Origin of the sequence: Nesterenkonia ebinurensis (genome assembly GCF_008711175.1) — a bacterium.
In the GTDB taxonomy this organism is placed as follows: Bacteria; Actinomycetota; Actinomycetes; order Actinomycetales; family Micrococcaceae; genus Nesterenkonia; species Nesterenkonia ebinurensis.
In genome coordinates this window covers 94,057-117,679 of record NZ_VWNF01000041.1, presented here as the reverse complement: position 1 = coordinate 117,679, position 23,623 = coordinate 94,057, and the positions used below count along the sequence as shown (strand labels likewise).

The 23,623-nt window shown below is 63.3% G+C and carries 22 protein-coding genes, 1 tRNA gene and 1 other RNA gene; 11 read left to right on the top strand and 13 right to left on the bottom strand.

What is annotated here, in order from left to right; translation table 11 throughout:
- The first annotated feature begins 25 nt into the window (after positions 1–25).
- On the top strand, positions 26–952 hold the full coding sequence (locus F0311_RS11830) for a general stress protein (RefSeq protein WP_150462142.1): 927 nt from the start codon (positions 26–28) through the stop codon (positions 950–952).
- Between the two features lie 336 nt (positions 953–1,288).
- Here the strand turns inward: F0311_RS11830 and F0311_RS11825 are convergent, their stop codons facing one another.
- On the bottom strand, positions 1,289–2,854 hold the full coding sequence (locus tag F0311_RS11825; protein ID WP_150462141.1) for an aminopeptidase P family protein: 1,566 nt from the start codon (positions 2,852–2,854) through the stop codon (positions 1,289–1,291).
- A 74-nt stretch (positions 2,855–2,928) separates the two neighbouring features.
- Here F0311_RS11825 and F0311_RS11820 point away from each other — a divergent pair, with 74 nt between their 5' ends.
- The 5 genes from F0311_RS11820 to F0311_RS11800 all read left to right on the top strand — a co-directional run bounded on the left by F0311_RS11820 (position 2,929) and on the right by F0311_RS11800 (position 7,254).
- The gene (locus F0311_RS11820; protein WP_150462140.1) at positions 2,929–3,786 is read left to right on the top strand and encodes a PHP domain-containing protein; all 858 of its coding nucleotides are present in this window, start codon (positions 2,929–2,931) and stop codon (positions 3,784–3,786) included.
- Positions 3,787–3,822: 36 nt separating this feature from the next.
- Entirely contained in the window at positions 3,823–4,455 is a 633-nt protein-coding gene (locus F0311_RS11815) for a TetR/AcrR family transcriptional regulator (protein WP_150462139.1), read from the top strand.
- Between the two features lie 103 nt (positions 4,456–4,558).
- Complete coding sequence (locus F0311_RS11810; protein WP_150462138.1) at positions 4,559–4,792, top strand: DUF3107 domain-containing protein; 234 nt, start codon at positions 4,559–4,561, stop codon at positions 4,790–4,792.
- An 8-nt stretch (positions 4,793–4,800) separates the two neighbouring features.
- Entirely contained in the window at positions 4,801–6,390 is a 1,590-nt protein-coding gene (locus F0311_RS11805; protein WP_223881296.1) for a DEAD/DEAH box helicase, read from the top strand.
- Between the two features lie 36 nt (positions 6,391–6,426).
- Positions 6,427–7,254 (top strand): CPBP family intramembrane glutamic endopeptidase, encoded by an 828-nt coding sequence (locus F0311_RS11800; protein WP_223881295.1) that lies wholly within the window; start codon positions 6,427–6,429, stop codon positions 7,252–7,254.
- 45 nt (positions 7,255–7,299) lie between these two features.
- Here F0311_RS11800 and F0311_RS11795 read toward each other — a convergent pair whose 3' ends face one another.
- The 6 genes from F0311_RS11795 to F0311_RS11770 form a co-directional block, all read right to left on the bottom strand.
- Positions 7,300–7,878: an arsenate reductase/protein-tyrosine-phosphatase family protein gene (locus tag F0311_RS11795; RefSeq protein ID WP_150462136.1), complete on the bottom strand. Its 579-nt coding sequence runs from the start codon at positions 7,876–7,878 to the stop codon at positions 7,300–7,302.
- 4 nt (positions 7,879–7,882) lie between these two features.
- Positions 7,883–8,410 carry a GNAT family N-acetyltransferase gene (locus F0311_RS11790; protein ID WP_150462135.1) on the bottom strand — a complete coding sequence of 176 codons (528 nt, stop codon included), beginning with the start codon at positions 8,408–8,410 and terminating at the stop codon, positions 7,883–7,885.
- A 95-nt stretch (positions 8,411–8,505) separates the two neighbouring features.
- Positions 8,506–10,104, bottom strand: a complete 1,599-nt coding sequence (gene groL, locus F0311_RS11785) for a chaperonin GroEL (protein ID WP_150462134.1) — start codon at positions 10,102–10,104, stop codon at positions 8,506–8,508.
- 40 nt (positions 10,105–10,144) lie between these two features.
- Positions 10,145–10,441, bottom strand: a complete 297-nt coding sequence (gene groES, locus F0311_RS11780) for a co-chaperone GroES (protein WP_119901963.1) — start codon at positions 10,439–10,441, stop codon at positions 10,145–10,147.
- A gap of 244 nt (positions 10,442–10,685) precedes the next feature.
- Positions 10,686–11,939, bottom strand: coding sequence for a YeeE/YedE family protein (locus tag F0311_RS11775; protein ID WP_150462133.1), 1,254 nt, complete (start codon positions 11,937–11,939; stop codon positions 10,686–10,688).
- Positions 11,940–12,020: 81 nt separating this feature from the next.
- Entirely contained in the window at positions 12,021–13,208 is a 1,188-nt protein-coding gene (locus F0311_RS11770; RefSeq protein ID WP_150462132.1) for a sulfurtransferase, read from the bottom strand.
- Between the two features lie 204 nt (positions 13,209–13,412).
- Here F0311_RS11770 and guaB point away from each other — a divergent pair, with 204 nt between their 5' ends.
- Positions 13,413–14,933 carry an IMP dehydrogenase gene (gene guaB / locus F0311_RS11765; RefSeq protein ID WP_150462131.1) on the top strand — a complete coding sequence of 507 codons (1,521 nt, stop codon included), beginning with the start codon at positions 13,413–13,415 and terminating at the stop codon, positions 14,931–14,933.
- Between the two features lie 11 nt (positions 14,934–14,944).
- Positions 14,945–16,078 (top strand): GuaB3 family IMP dehydrogenase-related protein, encoded by a 1,134-nt coding sequence (locus F0311_RS11760; RefSeq protein WP_150462130.1) that lies wholly within the window; start codon positions 14,945–14,947, stop codon positions 16,076–16,078.
- A gap of 4 nt (positions 16,079–16,082) precedes the next feature.
- Here the strand turns inward: F0311_RS11760 and F0311_RS11755 are convergent, their stop codons facing one another.
- Positions 16,083–17,354 carry a hypothetical protein gene (locus tag F0311_RS11755; protein WP_150462129.1) on the bottom strand — a complete coding sequence of 424 codons (1,272 nt, stop codon included), beginning with the start codon at positions 17,352–17,354 and terminating at the stop codon, positions 16,083–16,085.
- A gap of 30 nt (positions 17,355–17,384) precedes the next feature.
- Positions 17,385–18,716, bottom strand: a complete 1,332-nt coding sequence (locus F0311_RS11750) for a DUF1206 domain-containing protein (RefSeq protein WP_150462128.1) — start codon at positions 18,714–18,716, stop codon at positions 17,385–17,387.
- 505 nt (positions 18,717–19,221) lie between these two features.
- Between F0311_RS11750 and F0311_RS11745 the strand changes: the two genes are divergently transcribed.
- Entirely contained in the window at positions 19,222–20,364 is a 1,143-nt protein-coding gene (locus tag F0311_RS11745) for a DDE-type integrase/transposase/recombinase (protein WP_150462127.1), read from the top strand.
- A 66-nt stretch (positions 20,365–20,430) separates the two neighbouring features.
- Here the strand turns inward: F0311_RS11745 and F0311_RS11740 are convergent.
- The 3 genes from F0311_RS11740 to F0311_RS11730 form a co-directional block, all read right to left on the bottom strand.
- Positions 20,431–20,519, bottom strand: a tRNA-Ser gene (locus F0311_RS11740).
- A 64-nt stretch (positions 20,520–20,583) separates the two neighbouring features.
- Complete coding sequence (locus tag F0311_RS11735) at positions 20,584–21,372, bottom strand: tyrosine-protein phosphatase (RefSeq protein ID WP_150462126.1); 789 nt, start codon at positions 21,370–21,372, stop codon at positions 20,584–20,586.
- A complete protein-coding gene (locus tag F0311_RS11730; protein WP_150462125.1) occupies positions 21,369–21,872 on the bottom strand; it encodes an SRPBCC family protein in 504 nt (167 codons plus the stop codon). Before F0311_RS11730 ends, F0311_RS11735 begins: the two co-directional genes overlap by 4 nt.
- Positions 21,873–21,938: 66 nt before the next feature.
- On the opposite strand from F0311_RS11730, the gene ffs reads away from it, so the two are divergent.
- Positions 21,939–22,035, top strand: an RNA gene (gene ffs, locus F0311_RS11725) — signal recognition particle sRNA small type.
- An 80-nt stretch (positions 22,036–22,115) separates the two neighbouring features.
- Positions 22,116–22,514, top strand: a complete 399-nt coding sequence (locus F0311_RS11720) for a hypothetical protein (RefSeq protein ID WP_223881294.1) — start codon at positions 22,116–22,118, stop codon at positions 22,512–22,514.
- A 106-nt stretch (positions 22,515–22,620) separates the two neighbouring features.
- On the opposite strand, the gene F0311_RS11715 is transcribed toward F0311_RS11720, so the two are convergent.
- Positions 22,621–23,283: a thermonuclease family protein gene (locus tag F0311_RS11715; RefSeq protein WP_150462124.1), complete on the bottom strand. Its 663-nt coding sequence runs from the start codon at positions 23,281–23,283 to the stop codon at positions 22,621–22,623.
- Positions 23,284–23,623: the final 340 nt, after the last annotated feature.

Genomic DNA, 23,623 nt, shown 5'->3' with positions numbered 1-23,623 from the left:
AGTCTAGTTGGGGAACAATGGGGTTATGGCGAATCTTGGACTGCACACCGGCGGACTGCCCCGCGGCGAACTGCTGGGCCGCTACCGCACCTATGAGGACGCCCAGAAAGTGGTGGACCACCTCGCCTCGGCCGAGGGCTTGGATCTGAAGGCCATCACCATTGTGGGAAATGACCTGCGCAGTGTGGAGAAGGTCCGCGGCCGGCTCAGCTATCCGCGGGTTGCACTGACCGGTGCGGTGCAGGGGGCCCTGTTCGGTGCGTTCATAGGACTTTTGCTGATGCTGTTCACCCCGGAGGGGATGGTGCTGGTCAATTTCGGCATGGCGGTGCTGATGGGCATGGCCATCTGGATGATCATCGGGGTGATCAGCTTCTCGGCCCGGCGTGGAGCTCGCAGCTTCATCTCGGTCTCCCAGCTGACTGCTACCACCTTCGATGTGGTCTGCGACTTCCAGGTGGCTGGGAAGGCCCGCCAGCTGGTGGCTAAGGCCGGAGTCAGCAGCCTTAATGCGCTCAATGACCCCACCGGTAAATCCACCAACCTAGATGCGGCGGCCCGCCGTGAGTCGGCCACCTCTGCGCAGTCCACACAGAGCAGCACGCCCAACGACCCCAGTGCCCCCCGCCCCGGTCTCGGCTCACCAGATTCCAGTACGACGCCGCCGTCGGACACTGACTCTGACCCTGCTTCCGGCACAACTCCCTCAGGTGAAGGTTCCTCCCCCACCTACGGTGAGCAGAGAGAGGGTGGGGAACCGGCGTCGTCATTCGAAGGCGCCGGTGCAGCATCCCAGAAAGAGTGGGCGCAGCCCGACGGCAAGCCCCGTTATGGCGTGCGCCTCTCCGACGTGCAGAAGCCCGAGCCTGCCGAGCCGGAGCAGACGGAGGACGACGACGCCACACGCCCCGAAGTCTCCGATGAGACGCGGGGGGAGCCATCCTCGCGGTGAGGGCCTGCTGACTCCCCATAAGTAGCACCGGCAAGACCTCAGAGTCCCGGAATGAGACGTTAAGGGAGCCATCAGGTCTGATGAGCGGAATCTGCTCACCGAACGTCTCAGCGATTAAGGGGTCCGCCGGTGGGTGCTGCCGTTGTGAGCATGCGCGATAGTGCGTGCTGGGCAAGTCTGGGGGAGTGGAGCAGATCCCGGAGGCATGTGTGACCGGGCCAGGCGCAGAGCCAGTTACGTGTCAGCGTGCAGCCCAAGTGAGCGAGCCGGGGATCCGCGGTCTGGTGGGCGGTGGGAAGCGAGTCAACGAGGCATGACCTAGTGGCTGGGATCTCTCTAAGACTGGAGGTGGGCGATCCAAGCCTCGACGTCGTCGGGTTTGCGGGGCAGAGCTGCTGAGAGGTTCTCACAGCCGTCGGTGGTGACCAGCACGTCATCCTCAATGCGGACCCCGATGCCGCGGTACTCCTCCGGCACCGCAAGATCCTCATTCTTGAAGTACAGGCCAGGCTCAATGGTGAACACCATGCCGGGCTCCAACACCCCGTCCAGGTAGAGGTCGCGCTTGGCCTGGGCACAGTCGTGCACATCCAGACCCAAATGGTGGCTGGTGCCGTGCGGCATCCAGCGCCGGTGCTGCTGGCCCTCTTGGGAGAGCGCCTCCTCCAGGGACACCGGCAGGAGGCCCCACTCATCAAGGTGCTCAGCCAGCACTGTGACTGCAGTGGTGTGGATATCGCGGAACTTGATCCCGGGCTCGACCACTGCGAAGGCGGCGTCTGCGGCGGCCAGCACCGCCTCATAGACCTTCCGTTGCACCGGGGTATACCTGCCTGAGACCGGGATGGTTCGGGTGATATCAGCGGTGTAGAGCGAATCGGCCTCCACCCCGGCATCCAGCAGCAGCAGCTCACCGGGATCAATCCGGTCATGGTTGCGGATCCAGTGCAGGATGGTGGCGTTGTTGCCGGAGGCTGCGATGGTGTCATAGCCCAGGTCATTGCCCTCCAGTCGGGCGCGGGCGAAGAAAGCGCCCTCAACGATTCGCTCCCCGCGGTCATGGCCCACCGCCCGGGGCAGGGCGCGGACCACATCCTCGAATCCGGCGATGGTGGCGGCCACGGAGTTACGCAGCTGGTTCACCTCCCAGTCATCCTTGACCAGGCGCAGCTCAGAGCAGAACTCGGTCAGCTCAGCGTCCAGAGCATCAGCAGCCTCCAGGTCCATGCTGGTATTGGCCCGGGCGGTGTCCACCAGGGCGTCCACATTCTGATCGGCCTCGCGCAGCAGACGCACCTGGGTCCCGCCACTCTCCGCTGGGCCCACATCCTTGGTGACCGCAGCCTCGAACTGGTCCAGGTCCTTGGTGCGGATGCCCAGCCGCTGTTCGAACTCCGCCAGGTCAGGCCGCGGGCCGATCCAGAACTCGCCATGCCGGGAGTCCGCATAGAACTCCTCGGTGTCACGGCTAGCCATCGGCTTGAAGTACAGGGCCACCTCATGGTGCGGGGTATCCGAGGCACCAGTTGAATCAGAGCTGCTGGGGGCGTCGTTGGTGGGTTCGAAGACCAGCACCGCATTGGGCTCATGGTCCACCCCGAGCCCGGTCAGATACGCGAAAGCAGAGTGCGGGCGGAACCGGTAGTCGGTGTCATTGGAGCGGACCTTCAGCGGGCCCGCCGGGACCACCACGCGCTCGCCGGCGAACTGCTCAGAGACCGCAGCACGACGCCGCGGGGTGAAGTCTGCCACCTCATCACGGGAGTGTATGCCTGCATCAGAAGGCGCCCAGTGGGAGGCCATGAATTTCTTGAAAGCCTCCGACTGGGGGCGCTGGGAACGATTGTTGACCCGGTCCTGCAGCTGCTGGTTCTCATCACTGGTCTGCGCATCAGATGTCATGAAAATCAGTCTATGTCCCCGTGCAGAGGTCCCGGCGCACCTCCAGTGCGGAGGCCAGTGGATACAGTTGCTCTATGAGCTTCGATCTGCACACCCACTCCACAGTCTCCGACGGGACCGAGCCCCCGGCCCATGTGGTGGCTGAGGCTGCGCGGGTGGGGCTGGCCGGGATCGCGCTGACCGACCACGACTCATCCGCAGGCTGGGATGAGGCGCGCGCCGCCGCGCAGCAGCACGGCCTGGTGTTCATCCCCGGGATGGAGATCAGCTCCAAGACGGACACCGCCAGCGTACATATGCTCAGCTACCTGCATGACCCGCTGGACCCGGCCATGCTGGAGATCAACGCTGCCACCCGTGGCGGCCGGGTGGAGCGGGCCAAGCGGATCTGTGAACTCCTGGCTGAGGATTTCCCCATCACCTGGGAGCTGGTGATGGAGCAGGTTAGCGAAGACGCCTCGATCGGCCGCCCGCATCTGGCCGATGCCCTGGTGGCAGCCGGTGTGGTGGAATCCCGCACTGAGGCCTTCCAGCGCCACCTCTATAAGGGATCCCGCTACTACGTGGGGCAGGACAATCCGCATCCTGCCGAAGTGGTGGAACGGGTGCGGGCGGCCGGCGGGGTGCCGGTGATCGCCCACGCGATGGCTGGTGCCCGTGGAAACACCCTGTCTCTGACTGAACTGGAGGAACTGGTTGAGGCCGGGATGCTGGGAGTGGAAGTGCACCACCGGGACAACCCGCCGGAGGGCCAGCAGCTGCTGCTGGACCTGGCTCGACGCCGCGACCTCATCATTACCGGCTCCTCCGACTACCACGGCATCACCGGCAAGCCCAACAGGCTGGGCGAGAACAGCACCGAGCCCGAACAGGTGGTGCGGATACTGCAGATCGGCACCGGAGCTACAGCCTCGGGGCCCCTGCCCACGTGACCCGGGTTACGTCACAGTGCTCTAGAATCGTCACCCATGACGAACGGACCGATCACGGAGACTGCCCGAGCCAAACGACTGCCGCGCGAGCAGCGTCGTGTCCAGCTGCTGGACTCAGCCCTGAAGGTGTTCGTGGCCAAAGGCTTCCACGCCGCCTCCATGGACGATATCGCCGAGGTTGCCGAGGTCTCCAAACCGGTGCTTTACCAGCACTTCCCCGGCAAGCACGAACTGTTCCTGGACCTGCTGGACACTCACCTCCACCAGCTGCAGAACGAGCTGACCTCCGTACTGAGCAGCGCGGAGACCAATAAAGAGCGGGTCTCCGGCACCGTTACCGCGTTCTATGAGTTCATCGCCCGCAAGGATGAGGCCTATCGGCTGATCTTCGCCGCCGGTATGGACAACGACCACACAGTGGCCGAGCGTCTGGAACGGTTCCACGACGCCCTGGCTGTGGCTATCGCTGAAGTGATTGCCGATGACACCGGCCAGCCCATGGCCGAGGCCACGATGCTCGGCCACGGACTGATCGGCATGGCCACCTCTGCCGCCCGCCACTGGTCCAAACTCTCCGAACGCCCCGACCTCGACACCTCTGCCCAGCTCACCTCACGTTTAGCCTGGCGCGGAATAAGTGGATTTCCCAAGGAGTCAGAGCAGTCCTGACCGGGCTGGGCAGGTAGGATCGGGCATAAAGACCTGCACCGCGGCGTCGTTGTGCTCTTCGCTGAGCCGACCCGGCACCGCCCCAAAGACCTCAAGGAGTGGCATGGAAGTACGTATCGGAGTCCAGAACGTGGCCCGCGAGATCGTGATCGACACGGAGGTTTCGGCTGAGGACGTCGAGAAGGCTGTGGCTGAGGCGATCGAGAAGTCCAAGCCGCTGCTGAGCCTCACCGACCGCCGCGAGAAGAAAGTGGTGGTGCCGGTGGCCTCGATCGGATACGTAGAGATCGGCTCCGACACCAAACAGACGGTGGGATTCGCCGCCGTCGCTGAATGAAAGAACGAATGACAAAAAATTCACAGACGACCACTGAGCCGAACATCGGCACCGCAGAGCCTGTAAGTGAGCGAGCGGGAAGCGAGCCAACGCTGACCTTCGCGGACTTCGACGTCCGCAGCGAAATCGTTGAGGCCCTGACCGAGAAGGGCATCACCACCCCCTTCCCCATCCAGGCCGAGACCCTGCCGATCGCCCTGCGCGGGGCTGACATCATTGGCCAGGCCAAGACCGGCACCGGCAAGACCCTGGGCTTCGGCATCCCCGCCCTGCAGCGGGTGGCCGCGCCAGGGACTGGGCTCTATGACGCACTTCCAGCCCCTGGGGCACCGCAGGCGCTGATCGTTGCACCCACCCGTGAGCTGGCCGTACAGGTGGCCGGGGACCTCACCACCGCCGGAGCCAAGCTGGGTGCACGGATCGCCACCATCTACGGCGGCCGCGACTACGAGCCGCAGATCAAACAGCTGGAGGCCGGTGTGGAGATTGTGGTGGGCACCCCGGGCCGGCTCATCGACCTGCACCGGCAGAAGCACCTGAACCTGAAGAACGTGAAGATCGTGGTATTGGACGAGGCCGATGAGATGCTCGACCTCGGGTTCCTGCCCGATGTGGAGAAGCTGCTGAGCTTTGTGCCCGAGGTGCGCCAGACCATGCTGTTCTCCGCCACGATGCCCGGGCCTGTGGTCTCCATGGCGCGGCGGTTCATGACCAAACCCACCCATATCTCCGCGGCTGACCCCTTCGACGAGGGTGTCACCAAGAAGGACATCCGCCAGGTGGTCTACCGGGCGCACTCCCTGGACAAGGACGAAATGATTGCCCGGATCCTGCAGGCTTCAAACCGCGGGCGGACCATCATCTTCACCCGTACCAAGCGGCAGGCTGACAAGCTGGCCGATGAGCTGAAGTCCCGCGGATTCGCCGCCGGAGCCATCCACGGCGACCTGGGCCAGGGCGCCCGCGAGCAGGCCCTGCGCGCCTTCCGCAATGACAAGGTCGACGTGCTGGTGGCCACCGATGTGGCCGCCCGCGGCATCGACGTCACTGACGTCACCCACGTGATCAACTACGTCTGCCCCGAGGACGAGTCCACCTACCTGCACCGGATCGGCCGCACCGGCCGCGCCGGCCAGAAAGGCACTGCAGTCACTTTTGTGGATTGGGAGGATGTACCGCGCTGGTCGCTGATCAACAAGGCGATCGGCCTGGATCAGCCCGAGCCGGTGGAGACCTACTCATCCTCCCCGCATCTCTTCGAGGACCTGGATATTCCCAAAGGCACCAAGGGGCGGCTGCCGCGGCATAAGCGCTCCAAGGAGGGGCTCGAAGGGGAGGAGCTCGAGGACCTCGGCGGCCCGGACCGCTCCGGCGATCGTGGCAAGCGGGAGAGCGGGCACTCCGGGGGCGGTGGTCGGAACCGCGGCCGTAACCGTCGTCGCTCAGGCGGTGAACGCAGTGACCAAGGCAACAACGACGCCGCGGCCTCGGCTCAGCAGCCCAAGGAGAGCGGCTCCCGTTCATCCTCGCAGCGCCGCCGCCGTCGTCGTCGCAAAGTCACCAACAACGACTCAGGCAGCACCTCAGCCGACTCCTGAGCCCATCGTCCCTCGCTTCACTCCTAGACTGGATAAGTGACCAGTACGACGCCGCCTTCTCACCATCCTGCCAGACCAGGAGTGGACAGCAGCATGGCCTCCCGACGCTTCTACGCGTGGGAAGTGGGGATCGTGCTGGCACTCTCTCTGGGGCGCAGTGCGGTCTATGCCGTGCTGCAGCTGGCCGAGCGGCTGAGCATCGCCCCGCTGTCTGAGCAGAGCGCCACCGTGCAGCGCTCCCGGTCCCGTGCCGAGTTCTTCGATTTCAGCTACCAGCTGCTGGATTCGCTCTTCGCCCTGACCCCGGTGGCCCTGGTGATCTACCTGGTGTTCCTTGGCGCCGGCAACCCATTCCGGAGCTGGGGCCTGGACTTCCGCCGCCCGGGTAAGGACTGGGTTCTCGGCACTGGGCTGTTCGCCGTGCTCGGGCTGGGCACGCTGGCGGTGTACTTCGCCGGACGCAGCCTGGGCCTGACTGTACAGATCATCCCGGCCGATGTCGCCGAATACTGGTGGAGCACCCCAGTGCTTCTCTTCGCAGCTCTGCGGCACTCCTTGTTGGAGGAGATCATCATGGTGGCCTACCTCTTCGACCGGGCACGGCGCATCTGGCCGCAGCTGAACGGCGCTACCGCCGGCCTCTGGATCCTGATCCTCGCCTCAGCGGCTCTGCGCGCGGCCTATCACCTCTACCAGGGATTCGGACCCGGGTTCGGCAATCTGGTCATGGGGGTGATCTTCGGCTGGCTCTATCTGAAGTATGGGCGAGTGATGCCGCTGGTCATCGCCCACTTCCTGCTCGACGCTGTGGCGTTTCTGGCCTTCCCCCTGGTGCTCACCACCTTCGGACTCGATTCCCTCTGAGTTAGTTTTCCCGGCTCAGCCGGCGGCGCCGGCCTTCACGCCTACCTAAAGGAGCTGCTCCCTCATCGCCAACACTTCTGCCAGCTTCTCCACCGGCTCCCGGATCTGCCGGAAGGATTCGCTGTACACCGACTCCGGGAGCATATAGGGATCGACGACGTCCTCCTCTCCAGTGGGCGGCCCGGTCTTCTGCCGTGCCCGGTTGAGCACCGGAACCAGAGCGGTAAGCTGCTCGGTGACAGAGTCGCCCTGGGCGTGGTCATCCACACTCTCTAGCAGGCGGCCGAACTCCGGATGGGTGAACATCCGCGCCCGGGCTTCCGGCACCTCGGCCAGCATGTCCTGCACGTGGACCCGGGTAGCGGCCAGGATCAGGTCGGCGCGCTCGATCATCCCCGGGGTGACCTGCTCGGCCACGAAGCCCTCCACCTCTGCCCCATAGCCGGCGATGCGCCGCTTCATCGGCTCCTGCATATCCTCACCGTCATGGGCATAGGTGCCCCCAGAGATCACCTCAATCTCCGGCTCATCGTGGAACAAGTGGGCCAGCAGCCGCTCCATGGCGGGTGAGCGGCAGATATTGCCGGTACAGACAGCCAGGATGGTGAACCTCGTAGTCCTCACAGGATCACACCTCTCTGCGGAAGAAGGGGAAAGTGGCCTGCTTATGCGGGATATTGAGCACAAAGTCGCGGCGCAGATCGCGGATGAACCCCTCGGATTCGTAGAGCGTATGGGCTGCGGTCATAGATCTCAGGCTGCACAGCGCCACACCGTGGATCTGAGGTCGGGACTGAGCCTGCGCCACTATATGGCGGACCAGGGTGCGGGCCACACCTCGGCCCTGGAATTCTGGGGCTACGGCTAACATCCGGAACTCGATTTCCCCGGGCAGGGAGACCTCCGCGAAGGCTCCATCGTAATCGGTGACCGTGGCAGAGCCAGCGACCACACCGTCCACCTCCGCAACCAGCAGCCTCGCCTGCTCTGCCCGCTCAGCCACCTCGGTGAGGTGCTGGACGTAATTGTCGGAGGCTCGCATATGCCCGCCGTTCACATAGGCTGCGACAGTGAGTTCGCCGATGCGCTGATAGTCTGCGGGCTCTGCGATGCGGATCAGGGCAGTGGAAATGGCGGGGGGCGGCGTCGTACTCATTGTCTCTATCTTTCCACAGCAGATACCGATGAGGCCCCGCCCAGCGTGCTGCTGGACGGGGCCTCGCGAAGGTGAGTCAGGCAGTGATCAGAAGATCAGTCGTCTTCGGGATCATCCTTCTTCTCAACCACGAGGGTCTCGGTGGTCAGGACCAGGGCGGCGATGGAGGCCGCGTTCTGCAGTGCAGAGCGGGTCACCTTCACCGGGTCGATCACACCGTCGTTGATCAGATCGCCGTAGATGCCGGTCTTGGCGTTGAAGCCGTGGTTGGGCTCCAGCTCGGCCACCTTGGAGGCAACCACGAAGCCGTCCTCGCCGGCGTTCTGGGCGATCCAGCGCAGCGGCTGAATCAGGGCGCGCTTGACGATGCCCACTGCGGCTGCAGCGTCGCCGGTCAGTGCCTTGACCTCAGCGTCCTGGTCCAGTACGGACAGCGCGTTGATCAGCGCGGTGCCGCCGCCGGCCACGATGCCCTCCTCGAGAGCAGCGCGGGTGGAGGAGACGGCGTCCTCGATGCGGTGCTTGCGCTCCTTGAGCTCCACCTCAGTAGCAGCGCCCACGCGGATCACAGCCACACCGCCGGCCAGCTTGGCCAGCCGCTCCTGCAGCTTCTCACGGTCCCACTCAGAGTCGGTGGTCTCGATCTGAGCCTTGATCTGAGCGACCCGGCCCTCCACTGCATCCTTGGTGCCGGCACCGTCCACAATGGTGGTCTCGTCCTTGGTGACGGTCACCCGGCGGGCGGTACCCAGATCATCCAGGCCAACCTGGTCCAGCTTCAGACCCAAGTCCTGGGTGATCACAGTGGCACCGGTCAGAGTGGCGATATCCTCCAGCATGGCCTTGCGGCGGTCGCCGAAGCCGGGGGCCTTCACTGCCACGGCGTTCAGTGTGCCGCGCAGCTTGTTCACCACCAGGGTGGACAGCGCCTCGCCCTCCACATCCTCAGCGATGATGAACAGCGGCTTCTTGGCCTGCAGCACCTTCTCCAGCACCGGCAGGAACTCCTGCATATTGGAGATCTTGCCCTGGTGGATCAGGATCAGCGGGTCCTCCAGCACAGCCTCCTGACGCTCAGCGTCGGTGACGAAGTGCGGGGAGAGGAAGCCCTTGTCGAACTGCATACCCTCGGTGACATCGAGTTCGGTGGAGGTGGTGGAGCCCTCCTCGATGGTGATGACACCCTCTGCGCCCACGGTGTCGAAGGCGCGGGCGAGCAGCTCGCCGACCTCGTCGTTCTGGGCGGAGATGGCACCCACATAGGCGACCTCCTGCTGACCGGAGACCTCCCGGGCATTCTCGCGCAGGCGACGAGTCACCGCGTCAACGGCCACCTCGATACCGCGCTTGATTTCACTGGGGGCAGCTCCGGCCGCCACGTTGCGCAGACCTTCCTTGACCAGGGCCTGGGCAAGTACGGTAGCGGTGGTGGTGCCGTCGCCGGCGACGTCGTTGGTCTTGGTGGCGACCTCTTTGGCCAGCTGTGCGCCGAGGTTCTCGTAGGGGTCCTCAACCTCCACCTCACGGGCGATGGTCACGCCGTCGTTGGTGATGGTGGGTGCACCCCAGGACTTGTCGAGCACCACATTGCGGCCCTTGGGGCCCAGGGTGACCTTGACGGTGTCGGCGAGCTTGTTGATGCCGGCCTCAAGCGCCTTGCGGGCGGCATCATCGTACAGAAGCTCTTTAGCCATAGGTTCTTACTCCTTGAGATAAGTCGAGCGTGAAAGTGGTTTACTTCTCGACCTTGGCCAGGACGTCGCGGGCGTTGAGCACCAGGTACTCCTCGCCGCCGACCTTGACCTCGGTGCCGCCGAACTTGGAGTAGATGACCACGTCACCTTCGGCGACGTCTACGGGCAGGCGCTCACCGGCGTCGGAGACCTTGCCGGGGCCTACGGCCACGACCTCGCCCTCCTGCGGCTTTTCCTTAGCGGTGTCCGGGATGACCAGGCCGGATGCGGTGGTCTGCTCGGCCTCCAGGGGGCGGACAACAATACGATCCTCGAGGGGCTTGATGGAGACTGACACGTCAGCTCTCTCCTTTGCTGAAGTTGAATCTTCTCTTGGGCTTACCGGGACGACGACGCCGCACCCGGCTTTTCTTGTTGCTCGCCTTGGGAGCCACCGTGTCGCGGGAGCCGGTGAGTTCCGTTAGGCGTTTCATCAGCCCCGGGTTGACGGCCCAGAGCATTAGCACCCGGTGGTGCCGAGTGCTAAGTAGAACTATAGAACGCCAGTTAGCACTCAATCAAGCAGAGTGCTAATTAGAGTGTCATCTACCGCCGGGGAAAACGCCCGGCGCGGCTTTGCGGTGCAGGCCGAGCCGGAAGGCGAGACCGGCAGCCACCACCACGGCTGTACCGAAGACCCAGCCGGAGAGCGCAAAGGCATGGGTGCCGGAGAGCAGCACGCCGATAGTGCAGCCCAGCCCGATCATCGCGCCCCAGCCCAGAAGCACCCCGCCCAGCAGGGCTGTGGCTGAGTTGAAGGTGGTGGTCTTCTCCAGCCGCACCCGGCGCCCGGGCAGTGCTGCGGCCAGCGAGGCCAGCATGATGCCCAGGATCAGCCAGCCATTGGTGGTGATGGTGTGCACCACCACGGCAACACAGCCGGCCAAACGTTCGTCGAGTCCGGGCATGAAGTGCGGCAGCATCCCGGCCTCGGTCATTCCGGTGCGGGTCAGCGAAGAGATCTGAGAGGTCACGCCCAAGGGCACGTCCTTGTAATAGGCCAGGATTGCCAGCAGACCCACCGCGACCCCGGTCATCAGGGCCGGCCAGCGTTTGAAGAACACCAGGCGCCGCACCTCGGTGGCATCCACCACCCGGTCCCCACGGCCGGCCACGGGCGGGTTCCAGCGCAGCAGCCACCAGCCGATCCCCACCAGCACACCCAGCTGCACCAGCACGGCGATGGTGTATCCATTGCCCGCCGGAAGCCAGGGCACCGGCGCGCCGAGGATAAAGCTGGAGTACATGAAGTCCCAACTGAGGAACCCCGCGCCGAAGCCGAGTACCACACCGCCCAGGGCGGGTATGGAGCGAAGATGCCCCTCGGGCAGCCGGTACAGGTGCCCGGCGATGCAGCCCCCGGAGATCACCATGCCCAGTCCGAAAGCCAGCCCGGCGATCACCAGCGCGATCGAGACTGGTGCAATATGCGCGTCAGAGGGAGTGTTGTCTGCGGTGGGGGTGGGGATGCGGGTGGAGAAGATCACCGCGTAGCCGATCATGCCTACTGCGATGGAGACCAGGATGGCGTACATCCCGCGGCTGTCCTTCTTCTCGAACAGGTCACGGAACACACAGAAGAAGCAGTACCTGCCGCGTTCAAAGAGGATGCCCAGTCCGGCTCCGACCAGCAGCATCAGTGCGGCGTTGGAACCGCCCAGCCCCTCACCGCCAGTGGCCGCCAGGTACCAGGCAAGCCCCAAAAGCACCGCGGCCACAGTCACTGCAAGCGAGGTGCGGATCGTATCTCCGCGGGTCCAGCCGAGTTCACGATCAGCCTTCACTTCTACTGTCATTTACCAGATCCTCATTCACAGATGTGGGCCGGACCTGAGACTCAGGTCCGGCCCACTAGGTTACTCAGTTATGAGAGCAGCTCAGTTGCCGCCCCAGACTCCGCCGCGCTCGCCGGTGTTATTCGCCACCGGAACACCCACGGAGTTGCCCCACTCAGACCAGGAGCCGTCGTAGACCTTGACGTCCTCGCCCAGAACCTGGCTCAGCGCGTACCAGGTGTGGGAGGCACGCTCACCGATCCGGCAGTAGGCGATGATCGGCTTGTCGAAATCGACCCCGGCCTCCTCATAGATAGCCCGGATCTCGTCAGCGGGCAGGAACTCGCCGGTCTCAGAGTCCACAATGGAGCCCCACGGGACGTTGACCGCGCCGGGGATATGGCCCCAGATGGAGGCGCCTTCGCCCTCGAAGATCTCGGCGTTGACGCCCACCTCTCCGTCGTACTCGTCCTGGAAGCGGATATCCACCAGGTTGTAGTCACCCACGACCTCGCCGTCAGCGGCGGCATTGGCCTCGGCAACCTCTAACACCTCAGGCTGGAAGGCGCGGATATCGTGGTTCTGCGGCTGGGCCTCGAAGCTGCCCTCAGGCACGGAGGGCACTTCCTCGACCAGTTCGCGACCGTCGTAGACCTCCCACTTGTGCAGGCCGCCGTCGAGCAGCTTGACGTCCTCCACACCGTAGAGGTTGAACACCCAGGCGGCGTAGGCGGCGAACCAGTTGTTGTTGTCACCGTAGATCACCACAGTGGTGTCGTCCTCGATGCCCAGACGCTGAGCCAACTCGGTGAACTGATCCTGGTCGATGAACTCCCGGGTGTTCTCCTGGGTGAACTCGGTGGTCCAGTTCACGTACTGGGCCTGCGGGATATGCGCCTCGGAGTAAGGGGTCAGTTCAGAGCTGGCCAACTCCTCGGAGACGTCCAGCAGCACGATGCCCTGCTCGTAGAGGTCACCCTCATCGATCCGCTCGGCGAGCCAGTCGGTGTCCACCAGCGGCTCGTCGGTGTGGACGTCGTCGTACCCCCGGTTCTCGCCAGGGATGTTGACCGAGGTGACGGTGGTGGCGGACTCTCCTGCTGTGGCGCCGTCGCCGTCGGAGGTTGTGGTGCCGGTGTCCGCGGAGTCACCGGTGGAGTTAGCCACTACGAAGCCTGCGGTACCGGCCAGTGCGGCCACTGCCACAATGGCGATTCCGGTTTTCAGCCCGGAGTTGGATGTGGCCTGGGTTGGAGTGTCCCCGGCCGGGGTGCTGTCTTCGGTGCTCATCAGGGAAGCCTTTCGCAATCGGTGCAGTGCACTCACCACTATGCGGCAATATCTTCAGGCTCCGCAGGAAAAAGTTCATATAAGTTCATATTCACCAGAACGACGACGCCCCGGTCACCGCGGGTGCCCCGGAATTTCACTGCCAGTAGACTGGTTGTTACTTGCCTGACCCGTCACCGCACAAGAAGTTGAGAGGCCCTAGCTTTGAGCCACACCCATGACGAGGGGCACGACCCCTTCGCCCTGGTCGGTCTGACCTATGACGATGTTCTGCTGCTCCCCGGGGAGACCGATGTGCTCCCCTCTGAGGCGGACACCTCCACTCAGCTGACCCGCAATATCCGGCTGAACGCCCCGGTGGTCTCTGCCGCCATGGACACTGTCACCGAGGCACCGATGGCCATCGGGTTGGCACGGCTGGGCGGGATCGGGATCATCCACCGCAACCTCTCCATCGATGAGCAGGCCAAGCAGGTGGACCAGGTTAAACGCTCTGAGTCAGGCATGATCACTGACCCGGTGACGATCAGCCCTGAAGCCACGATTGCTGAGCTCGACGACATCTGCGCGCACTACCGGATCTCCGGGCTGCCGGTGGTGGACGAGGCCGGCACCTTGCTGGGCATCATCACCAACCGCGATATCCGGTTCATCCCGGACGCCGAGTACACCACCATCAAGGTGCACGAGAAGATGACCCGTGCCCCGCTGATCACCGCCAAAGAAGGTATCCCTAATGCCGAGGTGCTGAAGATCTTCAGCGAGCACCGGGTGGAGAAGCTGCCGCTGGTGGACGACTCCGGCAAGCTCACCGGGCTGATCACCATCAAGGATTTCGATAAGGCCGATAAGTACCCACAGGCCACCAAGGATGACGAGGGTAGGCTGCGGGTCGGTGCGGCTGTCGGCTTCTTCGGTGACGGCTACCAGCGGGCGATGGCTCTGGTGGATGCTGGAGTTGACGTGTTGGTGGTCGACACCGCCAACGGCCATACCCGCGGGGTGTTGGACATGATCGCCAAGCTCAAGGCTGACCCCGCGGCCCAGGGTGTGGACATCATCGGTGGCCAGGCCGCCACCAAGCAAGGTGCGGCGGCCCTGGTGGAGGCAGGTGCGGACGCGATCAAGGTCGGCGTCGGTCCCGGCACCATCTGCACCACCCGAGTGGTGGCGGGAGTGGGGGTACCTCAGGTCACGGCCATCCACGAATCGGCCAAGGCGGCGATCCCAGCTGGTGTGCCGGTGATCGCCGACGGCGGGCTGCAGCACCCCGGGGACATCGGCAAGGCCTTGGTCGCCGGAGCTGATGCGGTGATGACCGGCTCTCAGCTGGCCGGCGCGGCCGAAGCCCCAGGGGACTTGGTCTTCTACAACGGCAAGCAGTTCAAGGCCTACCGCGGCATGGGATCCTTGGGCGCGATGCAGAGCCGGGGTAAGAACACCAGCTACTCCAAGGACCGCTACTTCCAGGCCGATGTGCCCGATGACGAGCAACTCATTCCAGAGGGCATTGAGGGTCAGGTGCCCTACCGCGGGCCGCTGTCAGCAGTGCTGCACCAGCTCACCGGCGGGCTACGCCAGACCATGTTCTACGTGGGGGCGCACACCATTGATGAGCTCAAGGCCAAGGGAAAGTTCGTGCGGATCACTTCCGCGGGGCTGAAGGAGTCCCACCCTCATGATGTGATGATGACCGTCGAGGCCCCCAACTACCGCGGCCGCTGAGGAGCCTCACTGTGAATGAGATCCAGATCGGACTCGCCAAGACAGGTCGCCGAGCCTGGGCACTGGACGACGTCAACATCACCCCCTCTCGGCGGACCCGCAGCCCGCAGGACGTCTCCCTGGACTGGCAGATCGACGCCTACACCTTCACCATGCCGGTGATCGGCGCCCCGATGGATTCGGTGATGTCCCCGGCCACCGCCATTGCCCTGGGAAGGCTCGGCGGTCTCGGGGTGCTCAACCTTGAAGGCCTCTGGACCCGCTACGAGAACCCCGAGCCGGTCTTCGAAGAGATCGCCCACTTGGAGAGCCAGGAGATATCCCCGACCAACACACGGCGGATGCAGGAGTTCTACGCTGAGCCGATCAAAGCGGAGCTGATCACTCAGCGGTTGGCAGAGATCCGTGAGGCCGGAGTGGTGGTCTCCGGTTCGCTGACCCCGCAGAACACCCAGGAGTTCTACCAGACGGTGATTGATGCCGGGGTAGACATGTTCGTCATCCGTGGCACCACGGTCTCTGCTGAGCATGTCTCTGAGACCGAGGACCCGCTGAACCTCAAGGAGTTCATCTACGAGCTCGACGTGCCGGTCATCGTGGGAGGTGCCGCCGGCTACACCCCAGCCCTGCATCTGATGCGCACTGGTGCGGCAGGAGTGCTGGTGGGCTTCGGTGGCGGGAGCGCGACCACGACGCACCGCGCCCTAGGCATCAGGGTTCCGATGGCCACCGCCATCAGTGACATCGCCGCAGCCCGGCGTGACTATCTCGACGAGTCCGGCGGACGGTACGTCCACGTGATCGCCGATGGCGGTCTCGGCTCATCCGGAGACATCGTCAAGGCGCTGGCCATGGGTGCCGACGCCGTGATGCTGGGCGCCACCCTGGCCCGGGCCGAGGAAGCACCGGGCAGCGGGTGGCACTGGGGCCTGGAAGCAGTGCATCCGAACTTCCCCAGGGGCCATCGCACCAAGGTGGGTACTGTGGCCTCGCTGGAGGAGGTGCTGCTGGGCCCTGGCCACCACACCGACGGATCATCCAATCTCATGGGCGGGCTGCGCCATGCGATGGCCTCCTGCGGCTACGTGGACCTTAAGTCCTTCCAGCGCGTCGATGCCACGGTCTCCCCCTCAGCCAGAGGCTGATCCGTCAGGTAATTTTGCGGCGGTTGCCGATGAGGTAGGCGATTCCGGCGGCGATCAGGGCGCCGCCGGCGATCGCCAGCACGACCACCCAGCCGTTGATTCCATTGGTGTCTGAGGCCTGATCGGTTTCGGCCGGCTCAGTCTCATCAGAACCTTCCTCCGGCTCCTGTGTTGGGGCCGGCTCTTCGGTGGCCTCTGCTGTCTCATCCTCGCCGGCGTCATCATCATCTTCTTCCGCCCGCTCAGCCTCCTCAGGGCCGGGAACAGAGTCTGGCACTGGCCAGATGCTCCGATCGGCGAACCCGTCCTCTGTGGCATGGACACCCGGCAGCCCGGCGTCCAGGGGCTCCCCGTCCAAGGTGATTCCGAAAGGAGCCCAGCCCAGTACCTCATCACCGTAGACGTAGACCAGGCCGTAGATGCCGGTGTAATCGATATCCTCACTGCCGATCTGCGTATTCCACTGGATGCGGTCATCGCTGCTCTCGGCAACACGGGCCGGGAGGAAGATGGCCTCCTCTCCGCTGCTCGGGGGAAGCAGCCACAGGTCTGCATAGACGTCTGCCTGAACCTCCACGGTGAACTCTTCATCCAGGGGCAGCAGCGCATCATCCTGATGGATTCCCACCAGCCCGTAGGTATCCTCAGTGAGCACATCTACGGTGGGGGCGGTGCTGCTGGGACTGGTGCGGTCCTGCGGATCCGGAGCCGGCCAGATCTCGTAGAGCTCATCGCCGTCGAAGGAACGGTCGTCCCCCTCGAGCAGCACCGGATAGGTCTGCCAGGTGACCAGATCGCCGCTGTCCTCGTCCACTGCGACGAAGGCGTACCAGTCGGAGGCAGTGACCTCAGCGCTGGGCAGCTCTACCTCGATCAGCTCCACCTCCACCTCCGGATAGGTCTCGGAGCCTGGATTCTGGTAAGTGCTCGACTCGGTGGCACCTGAGCCGATAAGGATCTCATCACCCTCGGGGGAGAGCGCCCAGACCTCTACTGACTCTGGGATGTCATAGTCCTCGGACAACAGCATGAGGTCAAAGGTGGAGTCCAGCGGGAAGGTGCCCACCCCCTCGCCCAGGTTGAGCCCGCCATAGGTCTGTTCGGAGAGCGCATCAGGATCAGGGGAGGCGTAGGCTCCCGCCGGGGTGACCAGCGCCAGGGTGCCGGCCACCCCGAGGGCGGGAAGTAGTCGCGGCTTTAGGCGTGAAGGCCGGTGCCACTGTAGCCGGTCGGGAGTTGAATGGGGTTTCCCCGCCTGCGGAACCAGCACTGTCATAGCAGATTACTCCTAGTCTCTTGTGCGCCTCTATGCGTTATGCCCATTATCCCGGCTGCGCAGGGCGAGGAAGATCCCGGTGGTGAGCAGTCCGGCCGCCACCAGGCCCAGAATAAGCACACCGAAGCCGGTGTCGGCCAGGCGTTGGGTGTGACTGGCCGGCTCAGCCTCAGGTGTTTCGCTGGGCAGAGCGGAGGGAGATGCGGCTTCAGTGGGATCTTCAGTGAGGTTGGGAGACTCGCTCGGGCCTGGTTCGCCGCCCTGGTCGTCACAGAGGTATCCATAGGCAGGATCGGCACATAGGATCTCCAGCAGTTGCTGGCCCTCACCGGTTTCAGCCAGAGCGGACAGACTCTCATGGAGTTCCTCGGGGGTCCGGGTCTTCTGGTCGCCTTGGTACTCCTCTACATCTGAGAAATCGTCTTCGCCGATCTCCAGGTTGTGCCAGCCGACCGGCTCTCCGCTGCTGGTGTAGGCCACCAGCCAGTATTGACCAGGCGCCAGCGACTCATCAAGCCTGATCTGGGCAGTGTGGTCAACCTGCACGTTCTCTTGGTGGATGTTGACGGTGTAGTGCTCCTCCACCAGGTCAGTGCCGAGAGCCACTGTCTCACTGGTGCTGCCCTGCTGCGGCAGCAGATAGAGATCCAGCTCTTCGTTGAGATAGCTGGTCTCAGTATTGAGGGTGACAAGGGCTTCGACGCCGCGCGCGGCGGGTCCGCCTTCGGTGTAGAGGAAGATGGAGTTCTCCTGCTCAGCGCTGAAGTCCTCGATGCTGGGGCCCTCAGGCTCCGGTTCACCAGAGTCGTCTCCGATTACGGTGAAGTGTGCCTCGAAATGGGCGTCCATCTCCTCCTGGGTCATTCCAGTCCAGTTGGAGTCAGCTTCAGCGTCAGGTGCGCCGATGGTCCATTCGCCCTGTTCATCCTGCATCACGCTGAAATAGGCCTGTTCATAGGCGTAGTAGGTATCCTCACCGGGGAACTGGCCGGAGACGTTGACGGCCAGCAGGTAGTCCACGTAGTCGGAGAGCTCGTAGCCCTCTACGGGGATGTCGGCCACGTTGAAGCTGGCTGGACTGGTGGTGAAGGTTTCTTCGATGAAGACCCCGTCAGTACCGGCCATACTCACAGTGAAGATGAACTCCTCGGCTTCTGCGATGTCATCCCATTCGACGGTTACGTCGCCACCATCTACGGTCCCATGCAGGTCGAAGGGAATCTCCTCTGCCTGGGAGTGGGCTGCCGGTGCAGCTATCAGGGCTGCTGCTGCTCCGATGCTCAGCGCAGTCAGCGCGCGCACTGGGGTCCGGCGCAGCGTGGGCCGGGCGAGTGTTGCGGTGGTTTGTGCTGTGCCGTTCATGGTCCTCGCTCCTTGCGTGGATAGGTGTCAGCGTTGTGTTCTGATGTCGCTCATGGGACATCTGGATACGACGTTAGATTCTTTGCGAACGCAATGCAAGGTGAATTATTGCAAATAATGTAACGATTGCTGTTATCTTGTCACGATCGCGTATACCTAGGAATGTCAGTGATCATCTGGATCAGCGTGAGCACTTAGCCTGTAGAGGCTTTGCAACCGGGAATACTATGGGGTTTAGCAGCACTGTCTTTGCGATCACCGTGTTAATCGTCAGAGGCCGTCATGTCGCCGTCGCTGGCTAACGCACCGGAGAGATCGACACAGACTCCGTCCTTGACCCCATACGCAACTACGGGCCACAACGAAAAACACCCCGAACCTGAGGGTTCGAGGTGTTTCCGATGTCTTGACACTTCACTGGCGGAGGCGGGGGTGTTGTGGCTCAATAGATCGTCAAGGGATGTCTCAATACATCATCAAGGCTAGGGGTGGCTGATGATGGTCGATGACCAAGCGCAGACAGATCATCCAGGCGATCAATAGCGGCACGATGTCTCAGGCTCAGGCAGCGTGGGCTTATGGGGTCTCAGAGTCGATGGTTTCCAAGCTATTGAGACAGTGGGCTAGAGAAGGCGATGCGGCGTTCTACGCCAAGTCCAGAGGGCCGAGGTCTCACCCTGCGGCTGTGTCTGCTGAGGTGATTGCTGAGATCGTGCGGATCCGTTCTAGCTTGGTCACTGCGGGTCTGGATGCAGGGGCAGCCACCATTACTGATCACCTGGCCGCTGGGGTCTTCAGAGACCAGCTGCCATCCCGAGCCAGCATTAACCGGATACTGGCCCGGCAGGGCCTGGTGACCCCGGAGCCGAAGAAACGTCCCAAAGCCTCTCTGATCCGGTTTGAGGCTGAACTGCCTAATGGGTGCTGGCAATCTGATGTCACCAAAATCCTGCTCGCTGATGAGTCTAGGGCGGAGGTGATTACCTGGCTCGATGACTACTCGAGGATGATCCTGCACATCCAGGCTCATACCCGGGTGAGCGTCAATACCGTGGTCTCGTCTTTTACCGCCGCTGCACGGGCCTACGGGCACCCTGCAGCGACCCTGACCGATAACGGACTGGTCTACACCACCCGGTTCCGTGGTGGGTCTAACCGGTTCGAGAAGCTGCTACGCACCCATGATGTGGCACAGCGCAACGGTCGTGGTAATCACCCTCAGACCCAGGGCAAGATCGAACGCTTCCAGCAGACCCTGAAGAAATGGATCACCGCCCAGTCCTCACCAGGAAACATCACAGAGCTCAACCAGCTACTAGGCCGCTTCACCGAGGTCTATAACACCGAGCGCATCCACACAGCCCGCAAAGCCACCCCCTACGCGGCCTACACCTCAGCGCCCAAAGACGCGCCTGCACCCTTGCCTGAGGACACCACCCGCTACCTACACGATCGAGTCGATAAATTCGGCAAACTCAGCATCCGCTATGACGGCCGGATGCGCCATATCGGCATCGGCCGAACCCACGCTGGAACCCCCGTGGTCAAGATCGTCAAAGACCGCCACATCATCGTTGCTGATAAACGCACCGGAGAGGTCTTACGTGACTTCATCCTCGACCCCACACGCGGATATCAACCCCAATAAAACGAAACAGGAAAGGCCCCGAACCAAGGGTTCAGAGCCTTTCCAATGTTCTGAGACAGAACACGGCGGAGACGGAGGGATTTGAACCCTCGGCAGAGAATTAACCCTGCACCACCATTCCAGGGTGGCTCCTTCGGCCGCTCGGTCACGTCTCCAAAGTTTGTCCTCATACGAGGACCGATACATCGTAGCGGAAAACTAGTCGGTTCCGCACATCGGCTACTCCACCAGCTTGGCGTTCAGCTCCTCGGCAAGCTCATCCGGATCAGTCTCACGCTTCAGCAGGTCCAGGATCCCTCCTGAGCCGCCCAGTTCACTGAGCATCGAATCCATCGAATCTTCAGCGGCGGTCAGCAGCGGGTGGTTCGAGGAGAAGAAAGCGCGGGCGCGGGCGGCGCCCTCATCATCGGGATGCTTGGGCTGCGCATAGGCCGCGTACCTCAGCCGCTCAAAGATCTTGGTGAGGTTCTTCTGAGTTCGGGCATAGTCAGCCACAATTTCACTGCGGTCAGCACCTAAGAGAGTCAGTGCCACCCCGGCCAGAATCCCGGTGCGGTCCTTGCCGGCTGCACAGTGGAAGAGCACTCCTCCCTCGGCTTGACCGATCACCTGCAGGCCTTCGGCCACCTCATGGATATGGCTGCGCACCAGACCCGCATACCAGCGGCCCACATCAACCGGGGAGCGCATGGCTGGAGCAGCTTCCACAATCGCCAGGGGATGTACTGCGGTTTCGGCCAAGGGGAGATGATGCGCTCGCACGCCCAGCTCGCCGGTCAGTCGGTGTGGGGAACTCACAACCTCCGGGGTGGAACGCAGATCCAGAACTGCGGAAAGCCCCTGCTGGGCCAAGGCGGAGATCTCCTCCCGAGGAGCGATGGTCGGGTCATCGGAGCGCCACAGCACTCCGGGCTTCACACGTCCGCCCTCCACCGGGATCCCACCCAGGTCGCGTAGATTCACCAACGGCATAGCATCAGAAGAGGCAGTGGTGGTCTCGTAAGTCATGTGAACTTCTGCCTTACCCGTCGCAGGGACTCCTGAATGCTCTTGGCATTAGCCGGCAGCACCTTAGCCAGCTTTATCGCGGCACGGGCCGGCGGGAACTGCTGCCCGGTGTCAAAGGACTCGGTTACCAGAGTGCTGAGGGCGTCGTCGTTCTCTGACAGGACCTCAAACTCCCAGCGCCAGCGGTGACCGGTGGGTTGGCGCCACTCAATCACGCCCTGGGCCCCGGCTGCTGGCCGACGGGCTTGGGTGACCCGCAGCGGCAGCCGGTAAGGCAACCCGAACTTGCGCATATGCACACTGAACCGCGCGCCCTCGGTGAGCTCATGGGCGCCGATGGCCCTGGCCTGGACGGTATGCGAACCGTCGATCTCATGGTGCCGGTGTGGATTCGCCAACAACGCGTAGATCTCCGCTGCGGGGGCAGGGACGGTGATCGAATAGCTGACCGTATGCGGTCCGGCCTCGAGGCGTACAGGTTCACTCTGTGCAGAACTCACTCCGCTAGCCTACCGGTCGCCATTGCGAGGGTTGGCCCAGGATCATCAACTCGCGATACGATGGTCTCTGGCCCCACGCGTGGTGTCATCCTGCTGAACTCCCCCAGGACCTGACGGTAGCAAGGGTAGGCGGGCTCTGGCAGGTGCGCGTGGGGTTTCTAATATCCGCGACTTCTACGTCACGTAGAAAACGGCGTTAGACTGACCGGTGAGCACTGTGGCATTCAACCCGAAGGAGCATCTGTGACCGAGACCTACACCAACTCCCCCATGCCGAGGCTGACTTTCATCACCGGTGGCCTGTTGGTCCTGGTCGGCGGAGGCGGATACATCTTCTCACTGATCAATGACGCCGCACATTGGACTGCGCTGATCCCGGCGATCATTGGTGTGCTGCTGCTGATCAGCGGCGGTATCGCGCTGAAGAGCCTGATGGCAGGCATCCATATGGCTCTGCTCTTCGCCCTGATCGGAGCGCTGGGCATGTTCATGCCCTTGGGCGGCACTGCAGACCTGCTGGCCGGGGAGCATGAGCGTCCGGCAGCCGTCATTGCCGCTTTCATCTCCCTGGTGATCCTGGTGGCTTACCTGTTCCTCGGTGTGCGCAGCTTCCTTGCCGCCCGCCGGTGGAAAAACAGCTGAGGCCGTTTTCCCTCCCTAACCATCGCCTCGGAAGACTTCGCGCAAGCTCGAGTCTTCACTCGGCTCAATCGATCGCGGAAAGTCTCTTGCACCGTTGGCCTCCAGCTCACTGCCCGATCGGCTCGCCTGAGCGGCAGCCAAGGTCAGGTGAGAAGAGCCCGACGCCGTCTGCCTCAGCCTGTGCCCAGGCCTCCTCGATCACTGGCAGGAAGCGCCCATTGGGTGCGAAGTACACCGGCTCCGCCCACCCCTGGGCGGCAAGCTCCTCGTTGATGAACACCTCCTCGGTGAAGACCCCGGCCAACAACCGGTCGTAGTGGTCTCGGATCTCCATGTCGAATTCCAGCACCACTAGGTCTCCTGGGCTGATCAGCTCCGCGATCGCCGCTGAGGCTTCCGGCCCGCCGCATTTCACCGGCTGGTTCGGATGCACCGTCTCAGGGGTGTCGATGTTCAGCAGACGTACCCGCTGCTCACCGCTGTCCAGCTCCACCACGATGGTGTCCCCGTCCACAATGCGTACCAGCTCAGCGACCGCGGCATCATCAGAGAACCCCTCCGGCAGCTCTGGTGGCCGGTTCTGCCACCAGCTGAGCGCCCCGGCCACCAGGATGGCCAGCAGAATCACTCCCAGCCACATCGAGAGGCCTTGAACGAGTGACTGCCGGTTTTGGCCGCGCGGGGAGTTCATGGTGCGGCCCAGGTTCCGCCGCGCCTGGCGCCTGGTGGTACGGCGCACGGCCCGATTGGTGTGTGACTGAGTGTTCATCGGGTGTTCAGCCTACCCAGAAGCCTAAGTACACCGGTCTTTCGTGAGTACACCGGGTTATAAGGCGGTGTAGACATGATTCCGCGGTGTAGTTGTGCAGGGGAGTGGGGCGGATGTGGTGATGTGTGGACCGCGTGGGGCGGAGCGGCGTCGCGCCAGGGAGTGCGGCACGAGGTGATCACGGGTGGTGGCCCAGGTTGCCATGGAGGTGAGCAGGCGCCGTCGTCCTCTGGGAAAATGCTTCAAGTTGTGCCAGTTCTTCGAAAAAGCAAAGAAATGCAGATCTTCACCCCAGAAGAGCTGGAAATGGGGTTGCGAAGTGCCGAAAACTGGTGAATGT